The organism is Vibrio sp. 10N (genome assembly GCF_036245475.1).
Taxonomy (GTDB): domain Bacteria; phylum Pseudomonadota; class Gammaproteobacteria; order Enterobacterales; family Vibrionaceae; genus Vibrio.
The window spans coordinates 1,994,534-2,017,543 of sequence record NZ_BTPM01000001.1 but is presented as its reverse complement, the minus strand read 5'-3'; the positions used below and the strand labels follow the sequence as shown (position 1 = coordinate 2,017,543).

Below are 23,010 nucleotides of genomic sequence, written 5' to 3'. Positions count from 1 at the left end.
GAATCCTACTGAGTTAGTTTACTGAACTTTTGGAAAGTGACATTTTGCGCTCTGGGTTTGTGCGTACGTGTGTCAAATAAAGCGGTAAACCAACCATTAGGAATCCACCCACTAAGTTGCCCAATGCGGTAGGAATTTCATTCCAAATCATGTAGTCCATAATGGTAAATTCACCACCCATGATCATCGAGAATGGGAAAAGGAACATGTTAACGATTGAATGTTCAAAGCCCATAAAGAAGAACAGCATGATTGGCATCCACATTGCCATCATTTTTCCACTGGCAGAGGTTGAAATCATCGCGCCAACAACCCCCATAGAAACCATCCAGTTGCACAACATTCCGCGAATGAAAATCGTAAACCAACCAGCCGTGCCATGTTCTTGATAGCCGAGAGTACGAGACTCACCGATCGTACTTACCTTGGCCGCTAATGTGCCGCCATCGGTGTTGTAGCCGTATGTAAGGATAAATGAGGCAAAGAATGCGACGGTCAGCGCACCAGCAAAGTTACCGACGAAGACTAAACCCCAGTTTCGAAATAGCTGGTCCATCGTACAGCCACGGCGTTTATCAATGACAGCGAGTGGAACGAGTGTAAATACCCCAGTCAATAGATCAAACTTCATTAAATACAGCATGATGAATCCAACAGGGAACAAGATGGAGCCGATGAGTGGACTGCCAGTCTTGACTATTACTGTGATTGCAAAGAAGGCGGCGAGCGCCAAAATGGCGCCGGCCATAAAAGCACGAACCAGGGTGTCTTTTGTTGACATAAACACTTTCTGCTCACCCGCATCGACCATTTTAGTCACAAACTCGCGCGGTTCTATATATGACATAGTTTCTCTCCTTAGAATAAAAGTCACTTACAGGGAGTGCTATTTTTGTGCCAAAGTGGATAAGTGCAGTGAAATCAATGGGTTGGGTTTTTCTTGGGTGGTGGGGCTTATTAAGTGATGTGTTAATGATGCAGAGCGCACTACAACAGGGCATGTTGGACTAACCCTAAAGTGGTATATCAATTCAAGCGGAGAGGGGGAGGTAAACCTATTGATTTCTTTGAACCGTAACCCCATATAAGGTGTTGAAAAATAAAGTGTGATAATCGAATTTTAATGAGATGTGCTTTTGAGTGCCTGGAAACATCAAATTGACGGCGTCCTAAATCATATCTAGACATACTAGGGAAAGCTTATGAAAAACGCGGTTTGGGACTTATCGATTGCCTATCAAGGATTGAATGACCCTAAGGTTGAACAAGACATTGAGCTGATTCAGCGCTCAATTGCACTACTGACTCATCATCAAGAAGAGCGTCAGCATGTCGTTGCGATGCAGAATGCGATTCAGACCATGGAAGCGGCGAGCACCTTACTTAATACGGTAAATACGCTGGCAAATTGTCATGCTTCGACTAACGCACAAGATACGCAAGCAAAACAGTTGATTGGCAGACTATCCCAATTGGGTTCAGAACTAGAGCAGGCGTTCAGTCCTTATGAAAACGTCCTTGCCTTCGCCGATGTGGCTTTTATCCAGCAGGTTCTGAGTCATGACAATGCCTCTGTTGCCGGCCAAGGTTTTCAGATTGAATTGTTGCAGCGCAAGGCTCAGACGCAACTAAGTATTGCCGAAGAGCAATTGCTATCAGCGATGCAAGTGGATGGGCGTGACGCATGGGGACGCTTGTATGACAACATTACTGGTTCACTGACTATCACCATCGAAACTGAACAGGGCTCAGAAACGTTGGGCTTTTCCGCGGCGGCAAGCCTTTTGTATGGCAGCGACTTTGAAAAACAAGAAGCTGCGTGGAAGGGCATTCAAACCGCAATGAAAGCGAATGAAACGTCGTTCGCCGCCATTGTTAATGCGTTAGCTGGTTGGCGACATAATGAAGGTAAGAAACGCTCTCACAGTATTGAAGAGCAATTTTTAGATCCAAGCCTAAGAGCGAACCGCATTCAACGTGAGACCTTAGATGCCATGATGTCAGTGGCGAAAAACCACCGCATTATTGGTCAAAAGGCGGGCAAACTTATGGCAAAGGTGCATGGTTTACCGCGTATGACGCCTTGGAATCATTTAGCGGCGATGCCACCTTTAGGCGATGGCGAAGCGAAAGTCTATGAGTTTGAAGAGGGCATTGAGGTTATAAAACGCGCCTTTGAGCGAGTAAACCCAGAGATGTCTGAGTTTGTGCAAACTATGGTTGATAATGGCTGGATTGATGCAGAACCATCAGAAAACCGTCGACTTGGTGCTTACTGTACACAACTGGCCGCGACTCGAACTCCGTTGGTGTTTATGACCTGGGGCGGCAGCCGCTCTGACCTATTAACTCTTGCTCATGAACTTGGTCATGCGTTCCACAATTGGGTGATGCGTGACTTACCTCTTTGCCGCACTAGTTATCCGATGACGCTTGCTGAGACGGCTTCTATTTTTGCTGAGAACATTGTTCGTGATTATTTACTTGAACAAGCGAAAACCGTCGAAGAGAAGTTAGAGATGCTGTGGGAAGAGCTGTCATCAGCGTATGCACTGACCATCAACATCCCTGTGCGTTTTGAGTTTGAAAAAGCCTTTTATCAAGCAAGACAAGACAGCGAGCTGGATGCCAATCAGTTGTGTGAGTTGATGTCGAAAACATGGGCCGATTGGTATGGTGATTCAATGCAAGGTACCGACCCATACTTCTGGGCCAGTAAATTGCACTTCAGCATTTCAGAGTTAAGCTTTTATAACTATCCTTATTTGTTTGGTTACTTGTTCAGCCAAGGTGTGTACGCGCAGCGAGAGCAAAAAGGGGCGGATTTCTACCCAGATTATGTTGCACTACTCAGAGATACCGGGTCATACCTTGCTGAAGATGTGGTATTGAAACACATGAATAAGAACCTGACGGAATCCGAATTCTGGGAGGAAAGTATGCAAAGCTTATCAGCGAAGGTGGATGAGTTTGAAACACTTCTCAATGAGTTGAGTCGTTAATGCTGCATAACCCCCATTGGCAACAAGGTTTTGCTGCTGGTGGGGGGAAACTTTCCAAATGGCCTGTTTTTTGAACAGTTTGGAGTTTTTCTCTCAAAGTTACGCGACTTACTTCGATAAACGCGATCATATTCGTATAATTTTTTCTCTTGTTTCATTACCATACCGCTGTTAGATAGGGAGCAGCGCATGACGAAATCGTTTTTTCGCCAGTCATTTCTGAAAGATACTTTAGAAACTGAAACTGAGTTCACCGCAATATCAAGAACTACCGCCGACGGGGTCAAGTTTGATCACCGTTATCGTGGTGTATTGGAAGTAACACCGAGTGAATTGGATGAGGGGAGTGAGCACATCATTCTTTCTTGTGGTATTCACGGTGATGAGACCGCGCCAATGGAGCTGGTCGATAAAATGGTTGACGATATTGAGTCAGGTTTTTTAAAGCTGAAAGCACGCTGTTTGTTTATCATTGCTCACCCAGAAGCCACCAACCGTCATACTCGTTTTATCGATGAGAACTTAAATCGTTTGTTCGGCAATAAAGAACGCTCGGTAAATCGAGAGGTTGCTATCGCTAAGCGATTGAAAAAACTTGTCGATGAGTTTTTTCAAGGCACCAAAGTAGAGCGTCGTTGGCACCTCGATCTTCATTGTGCTATTCGAGAGTCCAAGCATTACTCTTTTGTCGTGAGCCCTAAAACCCGTCATGCCGTTCGCAGTAAAGCGCTGTTTGATTATGTCTCCAGTGCTCATATGGATGCGGTGTTACTGTCCAATGCTCCTTCCAGCACGTTTAGTTGGTTTTCCGCAGAGAACTATGGCGCACAGGCACTGACCATGGAGCTTGGCCGCGTTGCACCGATAGGTGAAAACGATTTGAGCAAACTACTGGCCTTTGACTTGGCGACACGTGATTTGCTGGCAGCAGAAAAACCGGAGCATCTGGCTAAAACGCCGATTATTTATCGTGTTTCCCGCACTGTGGTTCGCCATCACCAAGACTTTGATTTCTTGTTTGATGACGATGTAGAGAACTTTACCGAGTTTAAACATGGCGAAGTTTTCGGCCACGATGGTGATAAACCACTAATGGCGAAAAACGATCATGAAGCCATTGTGTTCCCAAATCGTAAAGTGGTAGTGGGTCAACGAGCAGCGTTAATGGTGGTTAAAGTGGCAACTCGCTATGAGGATGACCAACTGGTCTACGATTAACAGAAAATCAGTGGCGTTCTTGAGCGCGGCTGTTATGCTCCTCTTATGGAATTCAATCAGTTACTGAATCAAAACCAAAGACGCTGGCACATCCTTATGATAGTGATGTTAGGCGTCTTATTTACTTGCGCGCTACTTCACCTTTCTGTTGGTGAAGTGTTTATTAATCCTTTTTCCCCACAATCGGCGTTAGAGTCCCGTCTGCTGTATGATCTTCGCATGCCAAGGCTATTTGCGGCCGCCGCGATAGGCGCTGCTCTAGCACTCTCTGGAGCATCGCTTCAGGTTCTATTAGGTAACGTGCTCGCAGAACCTGGAGTGCTGGGTATTTCCGGTGGTGCCAGTTTAGGCATGGTTTTGGTTTTGTTTGCTTTTCCGGCAGCGGCCACACCAGCTGGATTCATGGTAGCTGGCGTTCTGGGCGCACTTGGTTTCACGCTTATCTTAGTATCGATGGCGAAAACTCTTCGACTGACGACAACTCGGTTACTGTTAGTAGGGGTGGCACTTGGCATCTTATCGGGTGCAGTGGTGACATGGGCCTTCTACTTCAGTGATGATTTGAGCATTCGCCAGTTAATGTATTGGCTGATGGGCAGTGTAGGAGGCGTTGGCTGGTATCAGCATACTCTCACTATTGCTATGATCCCGGTTGCGATTTGGTTATGTAGCAAAGGTGCAACACTCGATAAACTGATGGTCGGTGAGATCCATGCGAAACAGTTGGGTATCGATGTCATTCGAATTCGTTGGCAACTAATACTTGCTGTATCGTTACTTGTAGGTGGTTCGGTCGCGCTTGGCGGTGTGATCAGTTTTGTTGGCCTCGTAGTACCGCATTTACTGCGCTTGGCGTTTGGCACTGAAAATCGTTATTTGCTGCCGTTGTCGGCGCTAACAGGCGCAGCCTTATTGGTCGTGTCGGATATTTTGGCGAGAACCGTCCTTGACTCGGCAGAGCTGCCTGTCGGTGTAATGACGACAACTATTGGTGCACCAGTATTTATTTGGATGTTGTTGAGAAACCATGATTCAGGCTCATAACCTTGCCATTGGCACTCGACTTTTACCCGCAAGCCTTTCTTTTCCAGAAGGGCAGTTAACGCATGTTATTGGCCCTAATGGCAGTGGCAAAAGTACTTTGTTGGCGGCGCTGGCGGGGGTATTGAATTACGAGGGTAAGGTGGAGATCGCTGGCATGGATTTGGCCGAGATGTCACTGCCAGACATGGCTAAGGTTCGTGCATACTTACCTCAAGCGGCGCGGCCCGCGTTTAATATGCCTGTCTATCAATATCTTTCTTTATCAATCCCGACTGAACATCAAAATGGCAGTCGTGAGCTTGATGACGCGATAGCAGAGATCACGGCGCTGCTTAAGCTTGATAACATGTTGGTGAGAACGGTGCATCATCTATCTGGTGGGGAGTGGCAGCGAGTCAGATTGGCAGCATGCTGTTTGCAAATATGGCGTCCTTTAAATCCATTAGCACGCTTATTGATCCTCGATGAACCGGCCGCTCCACTTGATGTGGGGCAAGAGAAATACCTCAACCAATTGATTGAGTTAGTGACGAGCCAAGGAACGTCTGTCGTGGTGGCGAATCATGATTTAAATACCACACTGAGACGAGCAGACCATGTGGTGATGTTGAACAATGGCGTTGTTGAGGCAGTAGGGTGTGGTGATGAGGTGCTGACACCGGATAACATAGGCTCTGTCTATCAGACATCCGTAAGCAAAATAGAAGTCAACGGGAAGCCGCTACTGATCTTCAATGAATAGCCCCCCTTTGGTAAGAAGAATTGCGTATCCATCGATGAAAAAAACGGCCTCTCATTGAGGCAATGTAGATCAGATAAGGATCGGTTGACCGATCCTTCTGATGAGAGACAATCGGAAACCTGTTTATAGGTTTCCGATTTTTTTATGTCTATTCAAAACTTCTTTGCCGACTTCCTCGAAGAAAACCCTGTCGATGTAGCTCAGCTCACCACATTCTCTGAACATATTCCTGATGAGTGGGTCGCTAAAGCAGCCTCTCTGTCTGATAAAGCGACAATCCGTCGACGCCGACTACCGAGTGATATGGTTTTGTGGTTAATTGTTGGTATGGCTTTTTTCCGTAATGAACCCATTGCCGAAGTCGCACGGAGAATGAACGTCTGTGCTGATGGCCTTGCTGATGAAGAACTGTTGGCAAAGAGCGCTTTAACCCAAGCAAGACAGCGCTTAGGTAAAGCAGCACCAGAATGGCTGTTTAAGCAATGCGGAAAAACATGGGGGCTTGAGCGATACCCTGATGATACTTGGCAAGGCCTACAGGTTTTTGCTGTAGATGGTGCTCTTTTTAGAACAGCTGACACACCCGAATTAAGAGAACATTTTGGCTCTGGTAATACGTCTAGCAACAGGCAAACACCTCATCCAGTATTGAGGGTTGTGACAATGATGAATGTTCGCTCTCATGTCATCGTTGATGCAGCGATAAGCCCGTATCGCCGAGGTGAAATCCCTCTAGCGATGCCCTTCATCAACGCTTTACCAGACAACTCTGTGACATTACTGGATAAAGGGTTTTATGGAGCAGATTTACTACTTTCTCTTCACAACAGTGGAATAAATAGACATTGGCTTCTCCCTGCAAAGAAAGGAGTCAAATATACCCTACTGGACGATAAAGAAAGCAGTGACATGCTAGTAGAGATGAAGACCTCTCCACAGGCTCGTAAGAAGAACCCTAATCTTCCTGAGAAATGGACAGTCAGGGCGGTCACTTACGAGGTCCAAGGTAAATCCAAGACGGTGTTTACCTCTCTTCCTAGAGACAAGTATGACGCTCAATCCGTGGCAGAGCTTTATCATGAAAGGTGGGAGATAGAATTAGGTTATCGTGATATCAAGAGTTCGATGCAACATAACGCTTTAGTGTTGAGAAGCAAAACAGTCGATCTCGTCTATCAAGAGCTATGGGGACTGCTACTTGGTTATAACTTGGTGAGACGAGAAGCTAGTCAAGCCGCAGTTGAACACGGGCGCTTACCTAATGAAATAAGTTTTAAGTATGCTTGCCAATTTATAGCCAGCCAGCTCAAAGTGATGAGTAAAGCGGTATCCTTAGGTAACACGCCGAAACGCTTAAAGAGCCTTCGAGGCGACCTATCCATCCTCTTTATAGACAAACGCCCTAAGCCAAATCGGCCTAGGGCGGTAAAAATATCAAAAACCCGATACCCTGTTAATCGCAACGCAGCTCCTCTTAAATGAACTACGTTGCTCTCATTGAGGCCGTTTTTTTTAACTTTCTAAACCAGCGGCGATAAGTCCGCAGGGCGGTAGTAAACCGACTTCAAGACTTTGCCTTTGCGGATGGTTTTCGCTTCTGATACGAAATCTTCGGCACATTTAGCAATAATGTATTCACCTTTGGTCACCGCCATTAGTTTGATACCTTGCTCAGCATAGTGCGCTTCCGTTTCCTGGTACTCTTTCTCGTTGCGACATACTTTGCTCATGTTGCTCGAGTGAATTTCATCCCAGCATGTAATGAAGTCGATATCACGGTTAGCCGCGACATGTAGCAGCAGTTCGATGAGGTAGCTAATCGCAATGTTGTCTTCGACTTTGCTGTCACCAAGATGAACCAGGCGGCCCATTAAGACATACACGGAATCGATAATTGCGTCTGCTTGTTCTACTTTACAGTCAGCTTCAGCAAGCTCGGTCATCTCTTCAATCGCCAGTGAGCTATGTAGAGTGTCAGCTGCATCATCCAGTGACTCAGCATTATTCACTGGTAAGTCAAAGGTTGTACGAAATTCGGTAATGTCACGGTACAGGTGATCAAAGATCGGTTGGGTAAGTTTGGTTAGTTTCATCGATTTTGCTTTTTAATAACTGATGGCAAGATCCTATCAGAGCTGAGAGGGCTTCGCTACAGTGATGAGCATTTTCTTCAGGCTGGGATATTGAACTACACTTATGTGCAGTATTCAGATATTGTTTTAGCGGGTGATTACAGTTAATATTCGCAGACAATTCAAATGGTTGCTCATATTGTAGTCACATAACCCAAAGAACATAGGGATGATGGTGTTGCATTGGATTGCCATCATGCCAACAGTTTCAAAAAGTACACGTACTTTTTGGAAAACGACGTTTCGGATTAGGGTCCCGAGTCGTCGTATTTAAAGGCCACCTTTCGGGGTGGCCTTTTAACCTTGTTGGAACTCCTCATAGAAGTGATCAAACTTTCCCCACATTTCCAGTAACTGGCCGACGTATCGCGTTTCGATGAATTTACTATCAATATGGTTGTTACCTTCCATGATAACTAGGTAATGCGTTGTCACCTCTGTGGCTCTTGGTATTGCGTCCCAGACGTCAACAGCATGTGTAGCAGAAGGTGCTTGATAGCTTGCTAGTTCAACACCGCTCTCGCCAGCATTAGTAAAAATAGTGAGTGCCAGACTCATTGGCTGTACTTATAAATTAAAACCTATAGATTTGGATAGGCTATCAATGGAGAGGGCGTTAGGGAAGTATGGAATGTAAGAATTTTATCAATTTCTAATGTGCCCAAGTTGTTAAGCTCACTGATATTGAACCTTGAGGATACTTGGGCAGAGAATAGACAACGATTTATTGTGCTTGCTCGACAACGGACGGTGGTGTTGCCGCTTGGCTATGGTCGTATTGATCTACGACGTCATAGATCACAACGTAGCTGACCAAAAGGGCGAGTGGAATAAACTTGAACCAAGATTTCATAGTGATGCTCATCTTTAGACTAATGTCGCTACCTTAACAGCGACGCCAGTCATTGAGTATCTACATTATCGTAACCTAATATTGAGCCAATCTTTCTTTCTGTCAGTGACCAAGATCCCCATAAAGTCATGTCTGTTATCAAGCGCCACTTACGAAAACAGGTACGGGAACAGACGCTTTCTCTCGTGCTCGTCCAGATCACTCACTCGCGCAATGTTGTTGTCAGGGATGGCCTCTGGATCAGGGTAGTGTTTCAGTACGCGTTCCATACTCTCTTCGCGGATAAGGTGGAAGATTGGATACGGTGAGCGATTAGTGAGATTTTCTGGATCTTCTGGCTCGGCGCCCCCAAAACAGTAATTGGGGTGGAAGGTGGCGACTTGGTAGATGCCTTCCCAGCCATTTTGCTTAATTAGGGCTTCAACCCAATCGATGAAGAAGTTGTAGTCGACAAAATCATGCAGCATTTTAGGCACGACAACCAGTGTGGTTTCCAAATCTTTTGCATCGGTTTGTTCAAGCAGCATCAGCTCACTTAAAATATCCTCAAGTAACCCTTCTTCCTTATCAGCAAGGCTGACAAACGTCTTTATCTGCTTATTGCGCTCAGGTTTCGCTGCAAACGGGCAAAGATTTAAACCGATGACCACGTCTTTTAACCATTGTTGAACTTGTTGCTCGATCTTTACTACTTCTTCACGTAACGACATAACATTTACCACTTGTAACACTGTGGCAATTATATGCTGCTATGGCGCCGATAGCGAACGTTTATGTCATTGAGTAAATCGACTGTGTCGCTATGCTGAAATTGGCGAAGTAATCGCTCAATCGCTACGAAGGGTGGTTAATCGGCTTATCGGCGAGTGAACTGCGCTGATTAACGTGATACAGCTTATAGCAAAGGGCAAATAGCGCAATGTAGAGCAACGCACCCCCTTCAACCACGCCCGGCCACCGACCCACTTGCCAGCAATAGAGCAAGAAAAATCCACCCAAACTGCCGCCAATATAATAGTGAACGAGATACAGCGCGGTCGCGGTGGCTTTTGCGTGGGTGGCTTTTTGGCTTACCCAAGCATAGGCCAGCGTATGAGTGAAGAATGCGCCGCCACTAATGAGTAGCAGTCCCAACAGCATCGCGGGTATTACCTCAAATAGAGCGATGAGCATGCCAAGTAGACTTAACAGCGTACCAAGCACCATTCCGGGTATTGGCGGATACTTCTTGCGCCAGTTCGCGCTCACTTTAGAAGTGACGGTACCTGCCAGATAGCACAGGAATATTAACGAACTTAATGCGATGGGGAGGCTATGGGGCGCTTCGACCAATCGAAACCCCATCACCGAATAGAGGTTAACGAACAGCGCGAAGTTGATACCGCCTATAAGCATTGCTATCCAGACGGTAGGATTGGAAATATGTGCAACCAGGCTGCGGTTGTGGTGATAGAACAGGCCACGTGTTGGCTTAAAGTTTTGTTGTTTGGGCAGCATCATGACCACGACGAGAGCCGAGATTAAAGTAAACGTCGCGATCGCAAATACCGCCGTCTTCCAATCAAAATAGTCAGTTAAGATCCCACCGGCTACGCGACCTGCAATTCCCCCGAGAGAGTTAGCAGCAATGTAACCACCAATTGCCTTAGTAAATGCGTCTGGAGAGAGCTCTTCTACCATATAAGCCACCGCCACAGAGGCAAATGCCGCGAGTCCTACGCCCATAGCCGCTCTAAGGAGGACGATCGCAGTTAGGCTGTCGGTAAGCATCATCGCATAGCCTATGAATGGCAATGACAGGAGCCCGCCTAACATGACAGAGCGCCTTCCGATGCTCTCTGAGGTAATCGCCCATGGCACTAAACACAAGGAGAGCGCAAGTGTAGAAGCTGCGAACACCCAGTTGATCTCGGTTTCTGATACGCCGAAGTGGCTGCTGAGTTGTGGCAAGATAGGCTGGAAAACATAAAGATTGCAAAACACCAAAAACGAGCCCAATGCCAGTGCTAAGGTAATGCGTCGATATTGAGGAGAGTGCAATTCAATCACGGTGAAGCCTTACTGCTTTTCGGTTAACTATGTGATCAAATTAGCATTGTGTTTGAGATTAATGAAATATATTAAAAATATGGATTCGATATATTTTATTTATAGTGGACATTAAGCAGCTTACTCATTTTCTTGCGGTGGTTGACCATCAGAATTTTACTCGTGCCGCGCAAGCGGTGAGGATCGCCCAGCCTGCGCTTAGTATTTCAATTCGAAAGTTTGAGCAACAACTCGGTATTCAACTTTTTACCCGTATCGATAAGCAAGTTCGTCTTACTCAAGAGGGACGAGCACTTGAGCCTCATGCTCGCAAAGTGTTGCAGCAAATCGAGGATGCGAAACTGGCGGTAGATGAAATGAAAGGGTTGTTAAAAGGTGAGGTTCGATTAGGAACGCCGAGTATGATGGGGTCGTATTTTTTTCCAGAAATCGTCATGGCGTTCAAAAGTGCTTATCCACATCTCAAGATGACGGTCGTTGAGGCGGGCACTCAAGATATCCGTAGAATGCTGCTAAGTGGTGAAATAGATCTTGGCGTGATTAGAAACAAAGAGGTACCGGAAGATTTGGAAGTCGATCAGATCTTTCGTTCAGAGATGGTGGCGGTTGTGAGTGAGCACCATCCCTTCGCTACTCGACAATCACTCGACTTTGCTGAGTTTTTCGATGAGGAACTCGTCATGTTTAAGCCTGGATACTTTCACCGTGATTTCATTGATGAAGAATGTAAACGTAGGCAGGTCGACGCTAAATTTTCTTTCGAAACCAACTTATTGCCGATGATTCTGTCAATCGTAAAACATGAATACGCCATCACTGCACTGCTTGAACTAGTGACTGAACACGAGCCAGAAACTCGCGGTGTTTCTTTTGAACCGCCGGTGTATGTCGACCTGGCTTTAGCTTGGCGTAAAGATGGCTATTTGTCTCGCGCAGATAGGAGCTTCATCGAATTCATTAAAAAGCAGGTGTAGTGCAGAGCTGCTGAGGCGTTAATCGACTCAGCGCCGCTTCTATGGGGGTCACTTGATAGTAAGTGCGGCCTTGGATTTGATGATTGCTGGTAACCATGCCTATTAAAGTGCTCGATGTGCCTATCAGACTGATCACCGGGGTGCCCGCCATCAGCTTGCTCATTTCATCACAGTCGCCTAGCGTAAGGTTGCCCTCTTGACTGGAATCCAATAAGCAGGTTTCAACAGACAGTGTATTTCGCGCGTTATCCCATACGGCGACTTGAACAGGTTCAGAATTCCAGCCTTGTTCTGGCATCACCAAGAGCGCGGGTAACTGCTGGTGGCACCCCAGCTCAGTATTCACTTCTATAATTGCCCAGTCTTGCTCTGTGGTGACTTCGGCGAGCTTTTGATGATCGGTTGTAACTGATACCACATGCGCGTAACTATATCTATCATCTTGAGAGAAGAGTGGCGTGAGTCGAAGGTGGCGTAAAGGGTAGAGAGTAGACTCGGTTTCTGAAAACAAACAGCGGGCGGGAGTCACAAGGGTGCTATTACCCACTTGAGTTGCCAAGCAGTTCAATGACGGGTCTTTGGCCTCATTGAACTGCAGCATGTAGAGCCGCTGGTTGGCGATTCTTGCTTCATCTAAGGCAAGAGCTGCATGAGCAAAGGAAAAAAACAGCGAAACCATTAGCATGCTCATCAAACAAGCCATCAAAGGTATGGCAATGTGACGTTGCATTTGATGCCCCTTGTGTTTAGCGGATAGGTTAGCTAGATAGGGGCAGTATAGGAAATGTAGAACTAATTGCTGTTATACATCTTCTCGAAATTTTTTGGGTTCCAGCCAATCATGTAGCGGTCACCAATTTTCAATACAGGTAATGAACGAGCACCAATCGCGTCGAGCTCTTTTCGGCCACGCTGCATTTTCGCGTTAGTTAAGCGATATTTATACCCTTTGCTGTCTAGGTAGCGTTGAGCGTCTTTGCAATGTGGGCATTTGTCTTTTACGTAGAGGACAAGTCGTTTCATGTTGATAGCGCTGTTATGAAAAAGTGGCCGTATGGTACGTAGTTCACCTAAGAACCTCAAGCCACTTTCGATGAAATCGGGGGCAAGCTTAGCCTTGTTTGGCTAAACTGGCTAATCGGTGCTGTTTGACGGCTTGCAGAGTCTGTGGCACCAAGGACATCATGATCATGCCAATCATCAATGCATATTGGGTTTGCGTAAATGACTCGCTAAGCAGCACCATACCACACACAATACCGGCGATAGGGTTAGCGATGCCGCCAAAGGTAAAGTCGACCACACTCATGCGTTGCAGCAGCCAAACGTACATGCCATAACTTAACGCGGTATTGAGACCCACAACCCAAAGTAGCCCCATTAGGTTCTGAGTGGAAAAATTGTCGATCACCGATACGTAGATTTGCGGCTCGAGCGCTGCGTGAACGCCAGATGCGAGCCCAAGTACAGCACCACCCAAAATCAACTGCCAAGTCAAAATCGTCCACCAATGGATACGTCCGCCGAGTGTTTTGGTCATGCCGCTACCAACAACAATACACATTATCGCTGCCAACATGGCGCCTAAACCGATAGGGTTGAGCGAGATTGAACCTGGTGAAAACAGAAAGAAAGCGAACAACACAAGCGCTAGACCGCTGAGTGTTTGCAGCCAGCTTGGACGCTTCTTATTCACGAGCCACTGATACAACATGGCGAATACTGGTACAGACACCATGCCAACGCCGGAAATCGTTGACGGTAGGGTTTGCGCCATGACAAAGATAAGGCCAAAGAAGGTCGCAATGTTTACGGTGCCCAAGATAAACAAAATTTTCCACTCGCCCTTCTTAGGCAGTGAAGGTTTTACTAATAGCAATAACAAGCCCGCTGGCAATGCGCGAAGTGCACCCAGTAGGATCGGCGGCCAGTCTGGAAGCGTAAACTTGGTGACCGCATAGGTTGTACCCCAGAAGAAAGCGGGGATCATAGCTAAAAGTATATTCATTCAATTTATCTTTACGTTAAGATATCTACCGACACTTTAACCATCTTTGAGCTGTCTGTAAAGTATCTTTATGTTAAGCTAGTTTTTCTGAACCTAAATAGTGAGAACATATTGGAATGGACGCGATAGATCGATTGGTCGAACAGTGGGCAACAGAAAAGCCAACACTGGATACGGATCCGATGGCGATGATGGGAAGGCTCATGCGTATCGCTAAGTACATGGAAACCAAAGTGGCAGATTTACACAAGAAGTATGATCTGAAGCTAGGTGAATTTGACGTGATCGCAACACTTCGCCGTAGTGGTCAACCATACTGTCTAACGCCGTCTGAGCTGATTGATACAATGATGCTGACGTCCGGCGCGATGACCAACCGACTCGATAAACTAGAGAGTAAGGGCCTGATCTTGCGTGAGCATAGCAAAGAAGACCGTCGCAGTGTGACGGTGCAGTTGACGCAAGATGGTTTGGTGCTGATTGATCAGTTAATTGAAGAGCATGCCGACGTACAAAAAAATCTCGTGAAATCATTGAGCGCGGCGCAAAAGAAACAAGCTAATCAGTTGCTCAAAGTGTGGCTAAGCCAATACGAATAAATAATAAAGGTCTAGTGCCCTAGACCTTTCCCTTTGATTACGCGGCTTGCTCGTCGCTACATAAATCCGCGGCTGCGATCCCAACTAGTGCGCAGCGCTCGTCGGTATCGGACAGATCGCCACTGACACCGATAGCGCCAATGACATGCTGATCTTTATCTCGAATCAGCAGACCACCAGGTACGGGGACCATGTTGCCGTGTGCCAAGACGTTCACCGCTGAGATAAACGCAGGTCTTGCATCCGCATCTTGTGCCAGCTTCCTAGACGAACAACCAAGCGCTAGTGCTCCCCAGGCTTTCGCAATCGCGATGTCGGGTCTCATCATGCTAGAACCATCCTGGCGTTGCAGAGAGATGAGTTTTCCACCGCTATCGAGTACTGCCGCTGTTAACGGTGCACATGCATCTTTTTCCCCTGCCTGGAAGGTGCCATCAATGATCGTTAGTGCTTGGTTAAGAGTTAAACTTCCCATGTTGTTTCCTCATCGTCTAGTCGCTTGCGCTATTCTCCTCAGTTGGATTAGCCAGCACTTGATCGGCTGGCTAAAGCCAAAACTTAAAGTAGGGAGTAGCTTGGAAGAGTCAGGAAGTTGGCGAATTGTTTCGATGTCGACAGCTCATAGAAAAGGTCAGCAGTTTCTTCAAAGCGTCCGGCATAGTAACGAGTGTCGCCTACTTCCTGTTGAATGGTTTTTAGCTCTTGGTAGAGCCAAGTGTGAAAAAGATCTTTGTTAAACGCCTGACCATCATCGAGCGTGATACCGTGGTGGATCCATTGCCAGATGTTGGCGCGAGATATCTCGGCAGTAGCGGCGTCTTCCATAAGACCGTAGATAGGGACACAGCCATGGCCTTGGATCCATGCTTCGATATAGTAGAGTGCGATGCGAATATTCTTGCGAACGCCAGCCTCGTCGCGAGTACCTTCACAAGGCTTCAGTAGCGTTTCTGCGCATATATCTGTCTCAGGGCTAACAAAATCGAGTTGATTAATCTTGCCGTTGAGCTGCTCATCAAACGTCGACATCGCCAAATCAACCAGAGCAGGGTGCGCGACCCAGGTACCATCATGGCCGTTTTGAGACTCTCTTTGTTTGTCTTCGATGACTTTTGCGGTCACTTTGGCCATTTCTTGTGGGTCTTTAGCAGGGATGAATGCAGACATTCCACCCATAGCGAGAGCACCGCGTGCGTGGCAGGTTTTAACCAGCAGCTGGCTGTAGGCGTTCAGAAACGCCTTATCCATGCCGATACCGTGACGGTCAGGAAGAATACGATCTTTGTGATTCTTAAGCGTCTTAATGTAGCTAAAAATGTAATCCCAGCGACCGCAGTTCATAGCAACGATATGGTCTTTCATTGCATACAATATTTCATCCATTTGGAACACTGCGGGAAGGGTTTCGATGAGCACGGTGGCGCGGATTGTGCCTGTCGGTAGGCCAAAATAGTTTTCAGTAAATGAAAAGACATCATCCCACCATTTGGCTTCTTCCATACACTCTAACTTGGGAATGTAGTAGTAAACACCAAGCCCTTTCGCTGCTCGTGACTGATAGTTGTGGAAGAAGTACAGAGCGAAGTCCATTAAACAACCGGCGATTGGTTTATTATTAAACTGAATCGAGTTTTCTGGTAAATGCAGCCCGCGTGGTCTGGCGATCAATAACGCGGGATCCGCTGTGAGTGTGTAGTGCTTGTTCTTGTTTTCATCGTAGTGGCTAATGGTGCCGTTGTTGGCGTCCCTAAGGTTGATTTGACCTTCCACCATGTTTGCCCATGTGGGTGAAGAAGCATCTTCAAAGCAGCACATAAAGACTTTGGCGCCAGAATTGAGGGCATTGATCACCATCTTGCGGTCAACCGGGCCAGTAATTTCTACTCGGCGATCCAGTAGTGGCTCGGGGATAGTGTTCACTTGCCAGCTTTTGTCTTGTCGGATCGATTCGGTGTCGCTACGAAAACTTGGTAACTCGCCAGCATCATAGGCCGCTTGTTTAACCTCTCTTTGCTTGAGAAGTGCTTCTCTGCGATCGCCAAAATGTGCCACTAAGGTATTGAGAAAACCTAAAGCTTCCTCATTGAGAATCTCTTGATAGTCCTTGCTGTTCATCGACCCTGTTACATTCAGCCGATTCGCGGGTGCTGTTTTCATTCCTTCGATGGTGGCCATAGCCTGTCTCCTTTACACAATATTATTATTTTTTGTATACAAAAATGTTTCTCATATCTACTTATATGAGAAAACCAACAAATGATCAAAGACTATTTTTCATAAAATTAACCGCAGATTCTTTGAAAAATATTTTTACGTAAAGATATTTTACATAAAGCATTGTTTGTGAGTGTTTTCGGGGTTAGTGGCCACTTAGTGTATGAGCTCTAGGTAAGGAATTTATGAATTTTAGGCTTGCGAATACTCGGAATTGGTTCATAGTACACAAAGTGATCGAAAATTGTACACAATTCAATGGGGGGAGTTGCAATGGCAAGAATGAAGGCAATAGAAGCCGCGGTAGCGGTACTTAAAAAAGAAGGGATCCAGATTGCATTTGGTGTTCCTGGCGCGGCAATTAATCCGATGTATGCTGCGATGAAGAAACTAGGAGGTATCGAGCACGTGCTTGCTCGTCACGTGGAAGGTGCCTCTCATATGGCTGAAGGCTTTACGCGCACCGAGCAAGACAACATCGGTGTGTGTATTGGAACATCGGGTCCTGCTGGTACGGATATGATTACTGGCCTTTATTCCGCATCAGCGGACTCGATCCCTATTTTGTGCATTACTGGTCAAGCGCCACGTGATCGCTTGCACAAAGAGGATTTTCAGGCGGTAGACATTGAATCTATCGCCAAACCCGTCACTAAGTGGGCGACAACGGTATTAGAGCCAGCTCAGGTTCCTCGTGCCTTTCAAAAAGCATTTCATTTAATGCGCTCGGGACGCCCTGGCCCAGTGCTGATTGACCTGCCCCTTGATGTACAGTTGGCCGAAATTGAGTTTGATATTGATACCTATGAGCCGTTAGAGGCCTTTAAGCCGTCGGCCACTCGTGAGCAAGTAGAGAAAGCGCTCGACATGCTCACGGAGGCAGAGAAGCCCGTCATTGTTTCTGGTGGTGGGGTGATTAATGCTGGTGCCTCTGAGCTGTTGCAGCAGTTTGCTGAGATAACGGGTATCCCAGTCATTCCAACGCTCATGGGGTGGGGTTCAATCCCAGATGATCATGAGCTGATGGCGGGTATGGTCGGGCTGCAAACGGCGCATCGATATGGTAACGAAACGCTGCTCGAGTCTGATTTTGTATTTGGTGTCGGTAATCGCTTTGCGAATCGACATACAGGTTCTCTAGATGTTTACACTAAGGGACGAAAGTTTGTTCATATTGATATTGAACCGACTCAAATTGGTCGAGTGTTCTGCCCCGATCTTGGGATTGTCTCGGACGCCAAAGCAGCATTGGAGCTAATGGTCGATGTTGCGAAAGAACGCGCGGCGAACGACATGCTTCCAGAGAGATCGGCTTGGGTTGGACAATGTCAGCATCGTAAAGCCACCATGCTGCGCAAAACTCATTTCACTGATACGCCGATCAAACCTATGCGTGTTTATGAAGAGATGAACCAAGCATTTGGAGAGGACACTTGCTATGTCAGTACGATTGGCCTTTCACAAATTGCGGCAGCACAGTTTCTTCATGTTTACAAACCAAGGCATTGGATCAATTGCGGCCAAGCCGGACCGCTAGGTTGGACCGTTCCAGCCGCACTGGGCGTTAAGGTTGCCGATCCCCAGCGCAATGTGGTCGCGATTTCAGGCGATTACGACTTCCAGTTCATGATAGAAGAGTTGGCAGTCGGAGCTCAGTTCAATCTCCCTTATATTCACGTTGTAGTGAATAACTCTTATTTGGGACTGATTCGCCAAGCACAGCGTCAGTTTGATATCGACTACTGCGTGCAACTAGCATTTGAAAACCAAAATTCACCAGAAGTGGAAGGTTATGGTGTCGATCATGTGAAGGTCGTTGAGGGTTTGGGCTGTAAAGCCCTGCGTGTTACAGACCCAGCCAAGATACAGGCGGCTTTCGCACAGGCCCGCTCGTTAATGGCAGCCCATCAAGTACCGGTAGTGGTAGAAGTCATCCTTGAGCGAGTCACGAATATCTCCATGGGGGCAGAAATCAATGCCATCAATGAGTTTGAACCTCTTGCGGATAGCGATGGTGATGCTCCTACGGCATTGGCAAAACGCGATCGAGCACAATAAACGCTGCTTTAAAACACGATAACTAAGGAGAGTATCATGCCCAAATTTGCTGCCAACCTGTCGATGTTGTTTACCGAATTCGATTTTCTAGAACGCTTTGAACAAGCCGCATTGGCGGGGTTTAAGGGGGTTGAATATCTGTTTCCCTATGACTTTGAGGCTCAGACGATAAAGACTCAATTAGAGAACCATCAACTTGAGCAAGTTCTGTTTAATTTGCCTGCTGGTGATTGGGAGTTGGGGGACCGAGGGATTGCCGTTGACCCAAATCGAATTGAGGAGTTTCAGCTTGGTGTCGCGCAAGCGATTGAATACGCGAAGGTATTAGGAAATACACAAGTGAACTGCCTTGCTGGCATCGTGCCGGAAGGTGTCACTGAGCAAGATGCTCATACGACGTTTGTGATTAACCTTCGCTATGCGGCTCAGCAACTCGAGGCTGCAGGCATTGCGCTGGTGATCGAAGCAATTAATACCCGAGACATTCCTGGCTTCTTCCTAAACACCACAGAGCAAGCGCTGGAGGTGATCGCTGAAGTGGGCAGTGACAATCTGTCGCTGCAGTACGACATCTACCACATGCAGATCATGGAGGGCGACTTGTCGCCGACAATAGCGAAGAACCTGTCAAACATTGCTCACATTCAATTGGCGGATAATCCAGGGCGTCATGAGCCCGGAACCGGAGAAATCAATTATCACTTTTTGCTGCCGCATCTTGATGAACTTGGTTATCAAGGTTGGGTTGGATGTGAATACAAGCCCAAAGCCAGTACGCGTCAGGGGCTATCGTGGTTGAACGATTTTCAATAATTTAGAACGTTAAGGAGAATATTCTATGAAAATAGCATTTATTGGTACAGGTATTATGGGACTACCGATGGCGAAAAACCTGCAAAGTGCCGGTTACGAATTGGTACTATCGGATCACTTTACGCCGCCTCCAGCAGAGCTAGTCGCGCGTGGCGCAACGGTGTGCCATTCACCAAAAGAAGCGACCGCTATCGCAGATGTCACGATACTCATGCTGCCCAATACACCGCAAGTTGAAGAGGTGCTATTTAACGCACACGGTGTAGAGGAGGGTCTAGAAGGCAACGCCAATAAGCTGATCATTGATATGAGCTCAATTTCACCGATGGCCACGCAGTCATTTGCTAAGCGCATCAAAGAGAGCGGAGCTCAGTATCTTGATGCGCCAGTGTCCGGCGGGGAGGTCGGCGCAGTCAATGCAACATTGAGCATTATGGTCGGTGGTGATCAATCTGCTTTTGATACCGCGAGACCTTTATTTGAAGTGCTGGGCAAAAATATCACGCTGGTGGGTGATAGCGGTGCAGGGCAAACTTGCAAAGTGGCCAATCAAATCATTGTTGCGCTGAATATAGAAGCGGTGTCGGAAGCCTTGGTATTTGCCTCAAAAGCGGGTGCCGATCCTGCTCGGGTACGCCAAGCACTACTGGGCGGATTCGCTAGCTCAAAAATCCTTGAGGTTCACGGAGAGAGAATGATTGAAGGTAGCTTCAACCCTGGTTTTAAAATCGCACTCCATCAAAAAGATCTCAATCTTGCATTAACGGGTGCAAATGAATTAGGAGTGGCGTTACCCAATACTGAGACGGCGCAGCATCTGTTCGATGAGTGTGTCGATCAAGGGGGTGAAAATTGGGACCACTCCGCGTTAATCAAAGCACTTGAAATGCGCTCTGCACATTCTATTCGTAAGTAGAGTCAGCAGAGACAATCTATCCAAATAGTTTCCGCCTCAATCGCGTAGTTTTGTCTCCTTTTATACGCGTTCCCGAAGTTATACTCATTGCGCTGAAGTTGTCGGCTTCAAACTTCACTAATCAGAGCGCAACGAGTATTGGCTTCGGGATTTTTTATGCCTTGTGTTTGTTCTGAAATCACACCTTAGGCTTTGTACTTAGTTTTTAAATTCATTAAGATAAGCCAAGCATGAGTAACGACAGTAAGGACAAACATGTCGCGCATCCGCAGGAAGAATCAAGATTTGATCATTGAAGTGGCCAGTGAGCAGTTTGCTACCCATGGCTATGCTGCAACCAAAATGGTCGATATCGCCAAGGCGGCAGCTATTCCTAAACCTAATGTGTTTTACTACTTCAGTTCGAAAGATAAACTCTATTACGCGGTGCTAGAAACCGTTACCCAACCCCTTCTTGAAGCATCATTGCCGATCGAACAGCTCGATGATCCAGTTGAAGCGCTTACCCAATACATTCGCACCAAGCTGATGATTTCCAGAGACCACCCACATGCATCCCGTGTATTTGCCAGTGAAGTGATGTCGGGTGCTAAGGTGTTGCCTGAGGGTATTCGCTCTAAGCTATTTCAACAATCACAACTTATTTTAGAGAAGTTCGCCAATTGGGCAGAGCAGGGCTTAATGGATGACGTACCACCGCATCACCTTATGTTTGCCATTTGGTCGGCTACTCAAACGTACGCAGACTTTAGCTGGCAGATATGCAGCGTACTCGACAAGCCAGAGCTATCCGACAGTGATTTTGACGAGGCGGCGACGTTTCTAACTAAGATGGTGATTCAAGGGTGCGGAGTGAAAAGCAGCTAGTTCGTGGCTTTGGTATACAGAATTACACTAATTCACGATGAGCCATAGAAAAGCGGCAAACGAATTTACGTTTGCCGCTTTTCTGTTTATCTCATTTGAAAACGACAGCTTAGCCAATAAAGACCAGCTTCGCGATGAACACGGCGCTCAGGATATACATTGAGATCGAGACATCTTTCGTTTTACCCGTGGCGACTTTTAGTACTGTGTAGGTGATAAAGCCAAGCGCTATACCATTAGCGATTGAGAAGGTCAGCGGCATCATGAGTGCTGTAATGGCAGCAGGTGCACCATTAGTAAAGTCTTTCCAATCAACATGCTGCATACTACTCATCATGACAAAGGCCACGTAAATAAGAGCGCCAGCGGTCGCGTAAGCGGGGATCATACCTGCAAGAGGCGATAGGAAAATAGCCGCAAGGAATAGTACAGCAACGACAATGGCCGAAAGACCAGTTCTCGCCCCTGCAGCGACACCTGCAGCACTTTCAACATAACTGGTTACCGGCGGACAACCTACGCAAGCTCCCGCGACACTAGAAATACTGTCCGCTTTCAGTGCTTTGCTTAAGCCTTCGATTTTACCGGTTTCTTTGTTAACGAGATTTGCACGCTCAGCCACGCCCATAAGCGTACCAGCAGTATCAAACATGTTGACGAATAGGAACGCTAGGATAACGCTCACCATAGAAACATTAAGCGCACCGGTAATATCCATAGCAAGGAAGGTTGGCGCAATGCTTGGAGGTGCTGAGAAAAAGCCATTGTATTGAACTATTCCCATCATCATACCGATCATAGTGACACTTAGAATGCCGATAAGTACAGCGCCGAAAACGCGGCGTTCACTTAGCACGGCAATGATCAGGAACGCCACGGCTGCTAGAAGCGCATCTGGTTTAGTAAAATCACCTAAAGAGACCAATGTTGCTGGGTTTTCGACGACGATACCTGCAGTTTTAAGACCAATCAGACCCAAGAATAGACCTACGCCTGCGGTCATTGCGTAACGAAGACTTTCGGGGATACTCTCAATAATCCATTGTCGTATCTTGTAGAAACTCATCCCTACAAACAACACACCAGAGATAAATACCGCACCTAACGCCACTTCCCAGCTATAACCCATTTCACTGACGACGGTAAATGAGAAAAACGCATTAAGACCCATGCCCGGTGCTAAGCCTACAGGCCAGTTAGCAAACAAGCCCATCAGCAAACAGCCGATGGCTGCGCCAATACAGGTCGCGACAAACACCGCCCCTTGATCCATGCCCGAAGCGGCCATGATGCTTGGGTTTACAAAGATGATGTAGGCCATGGTAGCAAAGGTGGTGACGCCACCTAAGAGTTCGTTTTTAACACTTGAACCGTGTTGCTTGATTTTAAAATAGCGCTCTAAGAGGCTGTTTTGGGATGCTTCATTGAGCACTTCTGCTTTGGTTTCATTCATTTGAGTAAGTCCTTTTCGCATTACCCTTGAAGGTTGAGTGGGTAAAATTTCTATTGCTTATCCTGAAA

At 46.8% G+C, this 23,010-nt stretch carries 23 protein-coding genes; 11 read left to right on the top strand and 12 right to left on the bottom strand.

The annotated features are described in order from the left end of the window. Positions 1-13: 13 nt before the first annotated feature. The gene (locus AAA946_RS09425) at positions 14-847 is read right to left on the bottom strand and encodes a formate/nitrite transporter family protein (protein WP_338164629.1); all 834 of its coding nucleotides are present in this window, start codon (positions 845-847) and stop codon (positions 14-16) included. A gap of 355 nt (positions 848-1,202) precedes the next feature. Between AAA946_RS09425 and AAA946_RS09420 the strand changes: the two genes are divergently transcribed. The 5 genes from AAA946_RS09420 (at position 1,203) to AAA946_RS09400 (ending at position 7,488) form a co-directional block, all read left to right on the top strand. Continuing rightward, the gene (locus tag AAA946_RS09420) at positions 1,203-3,002 is read left to right on the top strand and encodes a M3 family oligoendopeptidase (RefSeq protein WP_338164628.1); all 1,800 of its coding nucleotides are present in this window, start codon (positions 1,203-1,205) and stop codon (positions 3,000-3,002) included. A gap of 189 nt (positions 3,003-3,191) precedes the next feature. Then, positions 3,192-4,220, top strand: coding sequence for a succinylglutamate desuccinylase (locus AAA946_RS09415; RefSeq protein ID WP_338164627.1), 1,029 nt, complete (start codon positions 3,192-3,194; stop codon positions 4,218-4,220). 45 nt (positions 4,221-4,265) lie between these two features. Beyond that, the gene (gene btuC / locus AAA946_RS09410) at positions 4,266-5,264 is read left to right on the top strand and encodes a vitamin B12 ABC transporter permease BtuC (protein ID WP_338164626.1); all 999 of its coding nucleotides are present in this window, start codon (positions 4,266-4,268) and stop codon (positions 5,262-5,264) included. Continuing rightward, positions 5,248-6,006 (top strand): vitamin B12 ABC transporter ATP-binding protein BtuD, encoded by a 759-nt coding sequence (btuD, locus tag AAA946_RS09405; protein ID WP_338164625.1) that lies wholly within the window; start codon positions 5,248-5,250, stop codon positions 6,004-6,006. The genes btuC and btuD overlap by 17 nt, the downstream gene beginning before the upstream one ends. Before the next feature lie 144 nt (positions 6,007-6,150). Continuing rightward, complete coding sequence (locus AAA946_RS09400) at positions 6,151-7,488, top strand: IS4 family transposase (protein ID WP_338163367.1); 1,338 nt, start codon at positions 6,151-6,153, stop codon at positions 7,486-7,488. 38 nt (positions 7,489-7,526) lie between these two features. On the opposite strand, the gene AAA946_RS09395 is transcribed toward AAA946_RS09400, so the two are convergent. The 5 genes from AAA946_RS09395 to AAA946_RS09375 form a co-directional block, all read right to left on the bottom strand. After that, positions 7,527-8,099 (bottom strand): nucleoside triphosphate pyrophosphohydrolase family protein, encoded by a 573-nt coding sequence (locus tag AAA946_RS09395; protein ID WP_338164624.1) that lies wholly within the window; start codon positions 8,097-8,099, stop codon positions 7,527-7,529. Between the two features lie 336 nt (positions 8,100-8,435). Continuing rightward, positions 8,436-8,696, bottom strand: a complete 261-nt coding sequence (locus AAA946_RS09390) for a hypothetical protein (protein ID WP_338164623.1) — start codon at positions 8,694-8,696, stop codon at positions 8,436-8,438. Between the two features lie 166 nt (positions 8,697-8,862). After that, positions 8,863-8,991, bottom strand: a complete 129-nt coding sequence (locus AAA946_RS09385; RefSeq protein ID WP_338164622.1) for a hypothetical protein — start codon at positions 8,989-8,991, stop codon at positions 8,863-8,865. A 149-nt stretch (positions 8,992-9,140) separates the two neighbouring features. Further along, positions 9,141-9,701 (bottom strand): DUF1415 domain-containing protein, encoded by a 561-nt coding sequence (locus AAA946_RS09380; RefSeq protein ID WP_338164621.1) that lies wholly within the window; start codon positions 9,699-9,701, stop codon positions 9,141-9,143. Positions 9,702-9,825: 124 nt separating this feature from the next. Beyond that, entirely contained in the window at positions 9,826-11,040 is a 1,215-nt protein-coding gene (locus AAA946_RS09375; RefSeq protein WP_338164620.1) for an MFS transporter, read from the bottom strand. Positions 11,041-11,144: 104 nt separating this feature from the next. On the opposite strand from AAA946_RS09375, the gene AAA946_RS09370 reads away from it, so the two are divergent. Beyond that, positions 11,145-12,014 (top strand): LysR family transcriptional regulator, encoded by an 870-nt coding sequence (locus AAA946_RS09370; protein WP_338164619.1) that lies wholly within the window; start codon positions 11,145-11,147, stop codon positions 12,012-12,014. Here AAA946_RS09370 and AAA946_RS09365 read toward each other — a convergent pair. The 3 genes from AAA946_RS09365 to AAA946_RS09355 form a co-directional block, all read right to left on the bottom strand. Continuing rightward, positions 11,998-12,744: a hypothetical protein gene (locus AAA946_RS09365; protein WP_338164618.1), complete on the bottom strand. Its 747-nt coding sequence runs from the start codon at positions 12,742-12,744 to the stop codon at positions 11,998-12,000. The two genes, AAA946_RS09370 and AAA946_RS09365, sit on opposite strands and share 17 nt — an antisense overlap. A gap of 62 nt (positions 12,745-12,806) precedes the next feature. Next, positions 12,807-13,037, bottom strand: a complete 231-nt coding sequence (locus AAA946_RS09360; RefSeq protein ID WP_338164617.1) for a glutaredoxin family protein — start codon at positions 13,035-13,037, stop codon at positions 12,807-12,809. Positions 13,038-13,125: 88 nt separating this feature from the next. Then, positions 13,126-14,022 (bottom strand): DMT family transporter, encoded by an 897-nt coding sequence (locus AAA946_RS09355; RefSeq protein ID WP_338164616.1) that lies wholly within the window; start codon positions 14,020-14,022, stop codon positions 13,126-13,128. Between the two features lie 116 nt (positions 14,023-14,138). On the opposite strand from AAA946_RS09355, the gene AAA946_RS09350 reads away from it, so the two are divergent. Then, the gene (locus tag AAA946_RS09350; RefSeq protein ID WP_338164615.1) at positions 14,139-14,621 is read left to right on the top strand and encodes a MarR family winged helix-turn-helix transcriptional regulator; all 483 of its coding nucleotides are present in this window, start codon (positions 14,139-14,141) and stop codon (positions 14,619-14,621) included. Positions 14,622-14,658: 37 nt separating this feature from the next. Here AAA946_RS09350 and AAA946_RS09345 read toward each other — a convergent pair whose 3' ends face one another. Together AAA946_RS09345 and aceB are read right to left on the bottom strand one after the other, a co-directional pair. Beyond that, positions 14,659-15,096, bottom strand: coding sequence for a GlcG/HbpS family heme-binding protein (locus AAA946_RS09345; protein WP_338164614.1), 438 nt, complete (start codon positions 15,094-15,096; stop codon positions 14,659-14,661). Positions 15,097-15,179: 83 nt separating this feature from the next. Further along, complete coding sequence (gene aceB, locus AAA946_RS09340; protein WP_338165812.1) at positions 15,180-16,778, bottom strand: malate synthase A; 1,599 nt, start codon at positions 16,776-16,778, stop codon at positions 15,180-15,182. A 330-nt stretch (positions 16,779-17,108) separates the two neighbouring features. On the opposite strand from aceB, the gene gcl reads away from it, so the two are divergent. From gcl to AAA946_RS09320, 4 genes are all read left to right on the top strand, one after another. After that, positions 17,109-18,893: a glyoxylate carboligase gene (gcl, locus tag AAA946_RS09335; protein ID WP_338164613.1), complete on the top strand. Its 1,785-nt coding sequence runs from the start codon at positions 17,109-17,111 to the stop codon at positions 18,891-18,893. 36 nt (positions 18,894-18,929) lie between these two features. Then, positions 18,930-19,706: a hydroxypyruvate isomerase gene (gene hyi, locus AAA946_RS09330; protein ID WP_338164612.1), complete on the top strand. Its 777-nt coding sequence runs from the start codon at positions 18,930-18,932 to the stop codon at positions 19,704-19,706. A 25-nt stretch (positions 19,707-19,731) separates the two neighbouring features. Beyond that, positions 19,732-20,622, top strand: a complete 891-nt coding sequence (locus tag AAA946_RS09325) for a 2-hydroxy-3-oxopropionate reductase (RefSeq protein WP_338164611.1) — start codon at positions 19,732-19,734, stop codon at positions 20,620-20,622. A 255-nt stretch (positions 20,623-20,877) separates the two neighbouring features. Further along, a complete protein-coding gene (locus AAA946_RS09320) occupies positions 20,878-21,489 on the top strand; it encodes a TetR/AcrR family transcriptional regulator (RefSeq protein WP_338164610.1) in 612 nt (203 codons plus the stop codon). A 109-nt stretch (positions 21,490-21,598) separates the two neighbouring features. Here AAA946_RS09320 and AAA946_RS09315 read toward each other — a convergent pair whose 3' ends face one another. Then, the gene (locus AAA946_RS09315) at positions 21,599-22,942 is read right to left on the bottom strand and encodes an NCS2 family permease (RefSeq protein ID WP_338164609.1); all 1,344 of its coding nucleotides are present in this window, start codon (positions 22,940-22,942) and stop codon (positions 21,599-21,601) included. Between the last annotated feature and the right edge of the window lie 68 nt (positions 22,943-23,010).

Coding starts and splice junctions, on each gene's coding strand:
- aceB (WP_338165812.1), bottom strand. CDS start 16,778: ATGAAAACAGCACCCGCGAATCGGCTGAATGTAACAGGGTCGATGAAC.
- AAA946_RS09420 (WP_338164628.1), top strand. CDS start 1,203: ATGAAAAACGCGGTTTGGGACTTATCGATTGCCTATCAAGGATTGAAT.
- AAA946_RS09415 (WP_338164627.1), top strand. CDS start 3,192: ATGACGAAATCGTTTTTTCGCCAGTCATTTCTGAAAGATACTTTAGAA.
- AAA946_RS09365 (WP_338164618.1), bottom strand. CDS start 12,744: ATGCAACGTCACATTGCCATACCTTTGATGGCTTGTTTGATGAGCATG.
- AAA946_RS09325 (WP_338164611.1), top strand. CDS start 19,732: ATGAAAATAGCATTTATTGGTACAGGTATTATGGGACTACCGATGGCG.
- hyi (WP_338164612.1), top strand. CDS start 18,930: ATGCCCAAATTTGCTGCCAACCTGTCGATGTTGTTTACCGAATTCGAT.
- AAA946_RS09345 (WP_338164614.1), bottom strand. CDS start 15,096: ATGGGAAGTTTAACTCTTAACCAAGCACTAACGATCATTGATGGCACC.
- AAA946_RS09350 (WP_338164615.1), top strand. CDS start 14,139: ATGGACGCGATAGATCGATTGGTCGAACAGTGGGCAACAGAAAAGCCA.
- AAA946_RS09355 (WP_338164616.1), bottom strand. CDS start 14,022: ATGAATATACTTTTAGCTATGATCCCCGCTTTCTTCTGGGGTACAACC.
- AAA946_RS09385 (WP_338164622.1), bottom strand. CDS start 8,991: ATGAAATCTTGGTTCAAGTTTATTCCACTCGCCCTTTTGGTCAGCTAC.
- AAA946_RS09400 (WP_338163367.1), top strand. CDS start 6,151: ATGTCTATTCAAAACTTCTTTGCCGACTTCCTCGAAGAAAACCCTGTC.
- btuD (WP_338164625.1), top strand. CDS start 5,248: ATGATTCAGGCTCATAACCTTGCCATTGGCACTCGACTTTTACCCGCA.
- AAA946_RS09395 (WP_338164624.1), bottom strand. CDS start 8,099: ATGAAACTAACCAAACTTACCCAACCGATCTTTGATCACCTGTACCGT.
- gcl (WP_338164613.1), top strand. CDS start 17,109: ATGGCAAGAATGAAGGCAATAGAAGCCGCGGTAGCGGTACTTAAAAAA.
- AAA946_RS09315 (WP_338164609.1), bottom strand. CDS start 22,942: ATGAATGAAACCAAAGCAGAAGTGCTCAATGAAGCATCCCAAAACAGC.
- AAA946_RS09425 (WP_338164629.1), bottom strand. CDS start 847: ATGTCATATATAGAACCGCGCGAGTTTGTGACTAAAATGGTCGATGCG.
- btuC (WP_338164626.1), top strand. CDS start 4,266: ATGGAATTCAATCAGTTACTGAATCAAAACCAAAGACGCTGGCACATC.
- AAA946_RS09390 (WP_338164623.1), bottom strand. CDS start 8,696: ATGAGTCTGGCACTCACTATTTTTACTAATGCTGGCGAGAGCGGTGTT.
- AAA946_RS09320 (WP_338164610.1), top strand. CDS start 20,878: ATGTCGCGCATCCGCAGGAAGAATCAAGATTTGATCATTGAAGTGGCC.
- AAA946_RS09360 (WP_338164617.1), bottom strand. CDS start 13,037: ATGAAACGACTTGTCCTCTACGTAAAAGACAAATGCCCACATTGCAAA.
- AAA946_RS09380 (WP_338164621.1), bottom strand. CDS start 9,701: ATGTCGTTACGTGAAGAAGTAGTAAAGATCGAGCAACAAGTTCAACAA.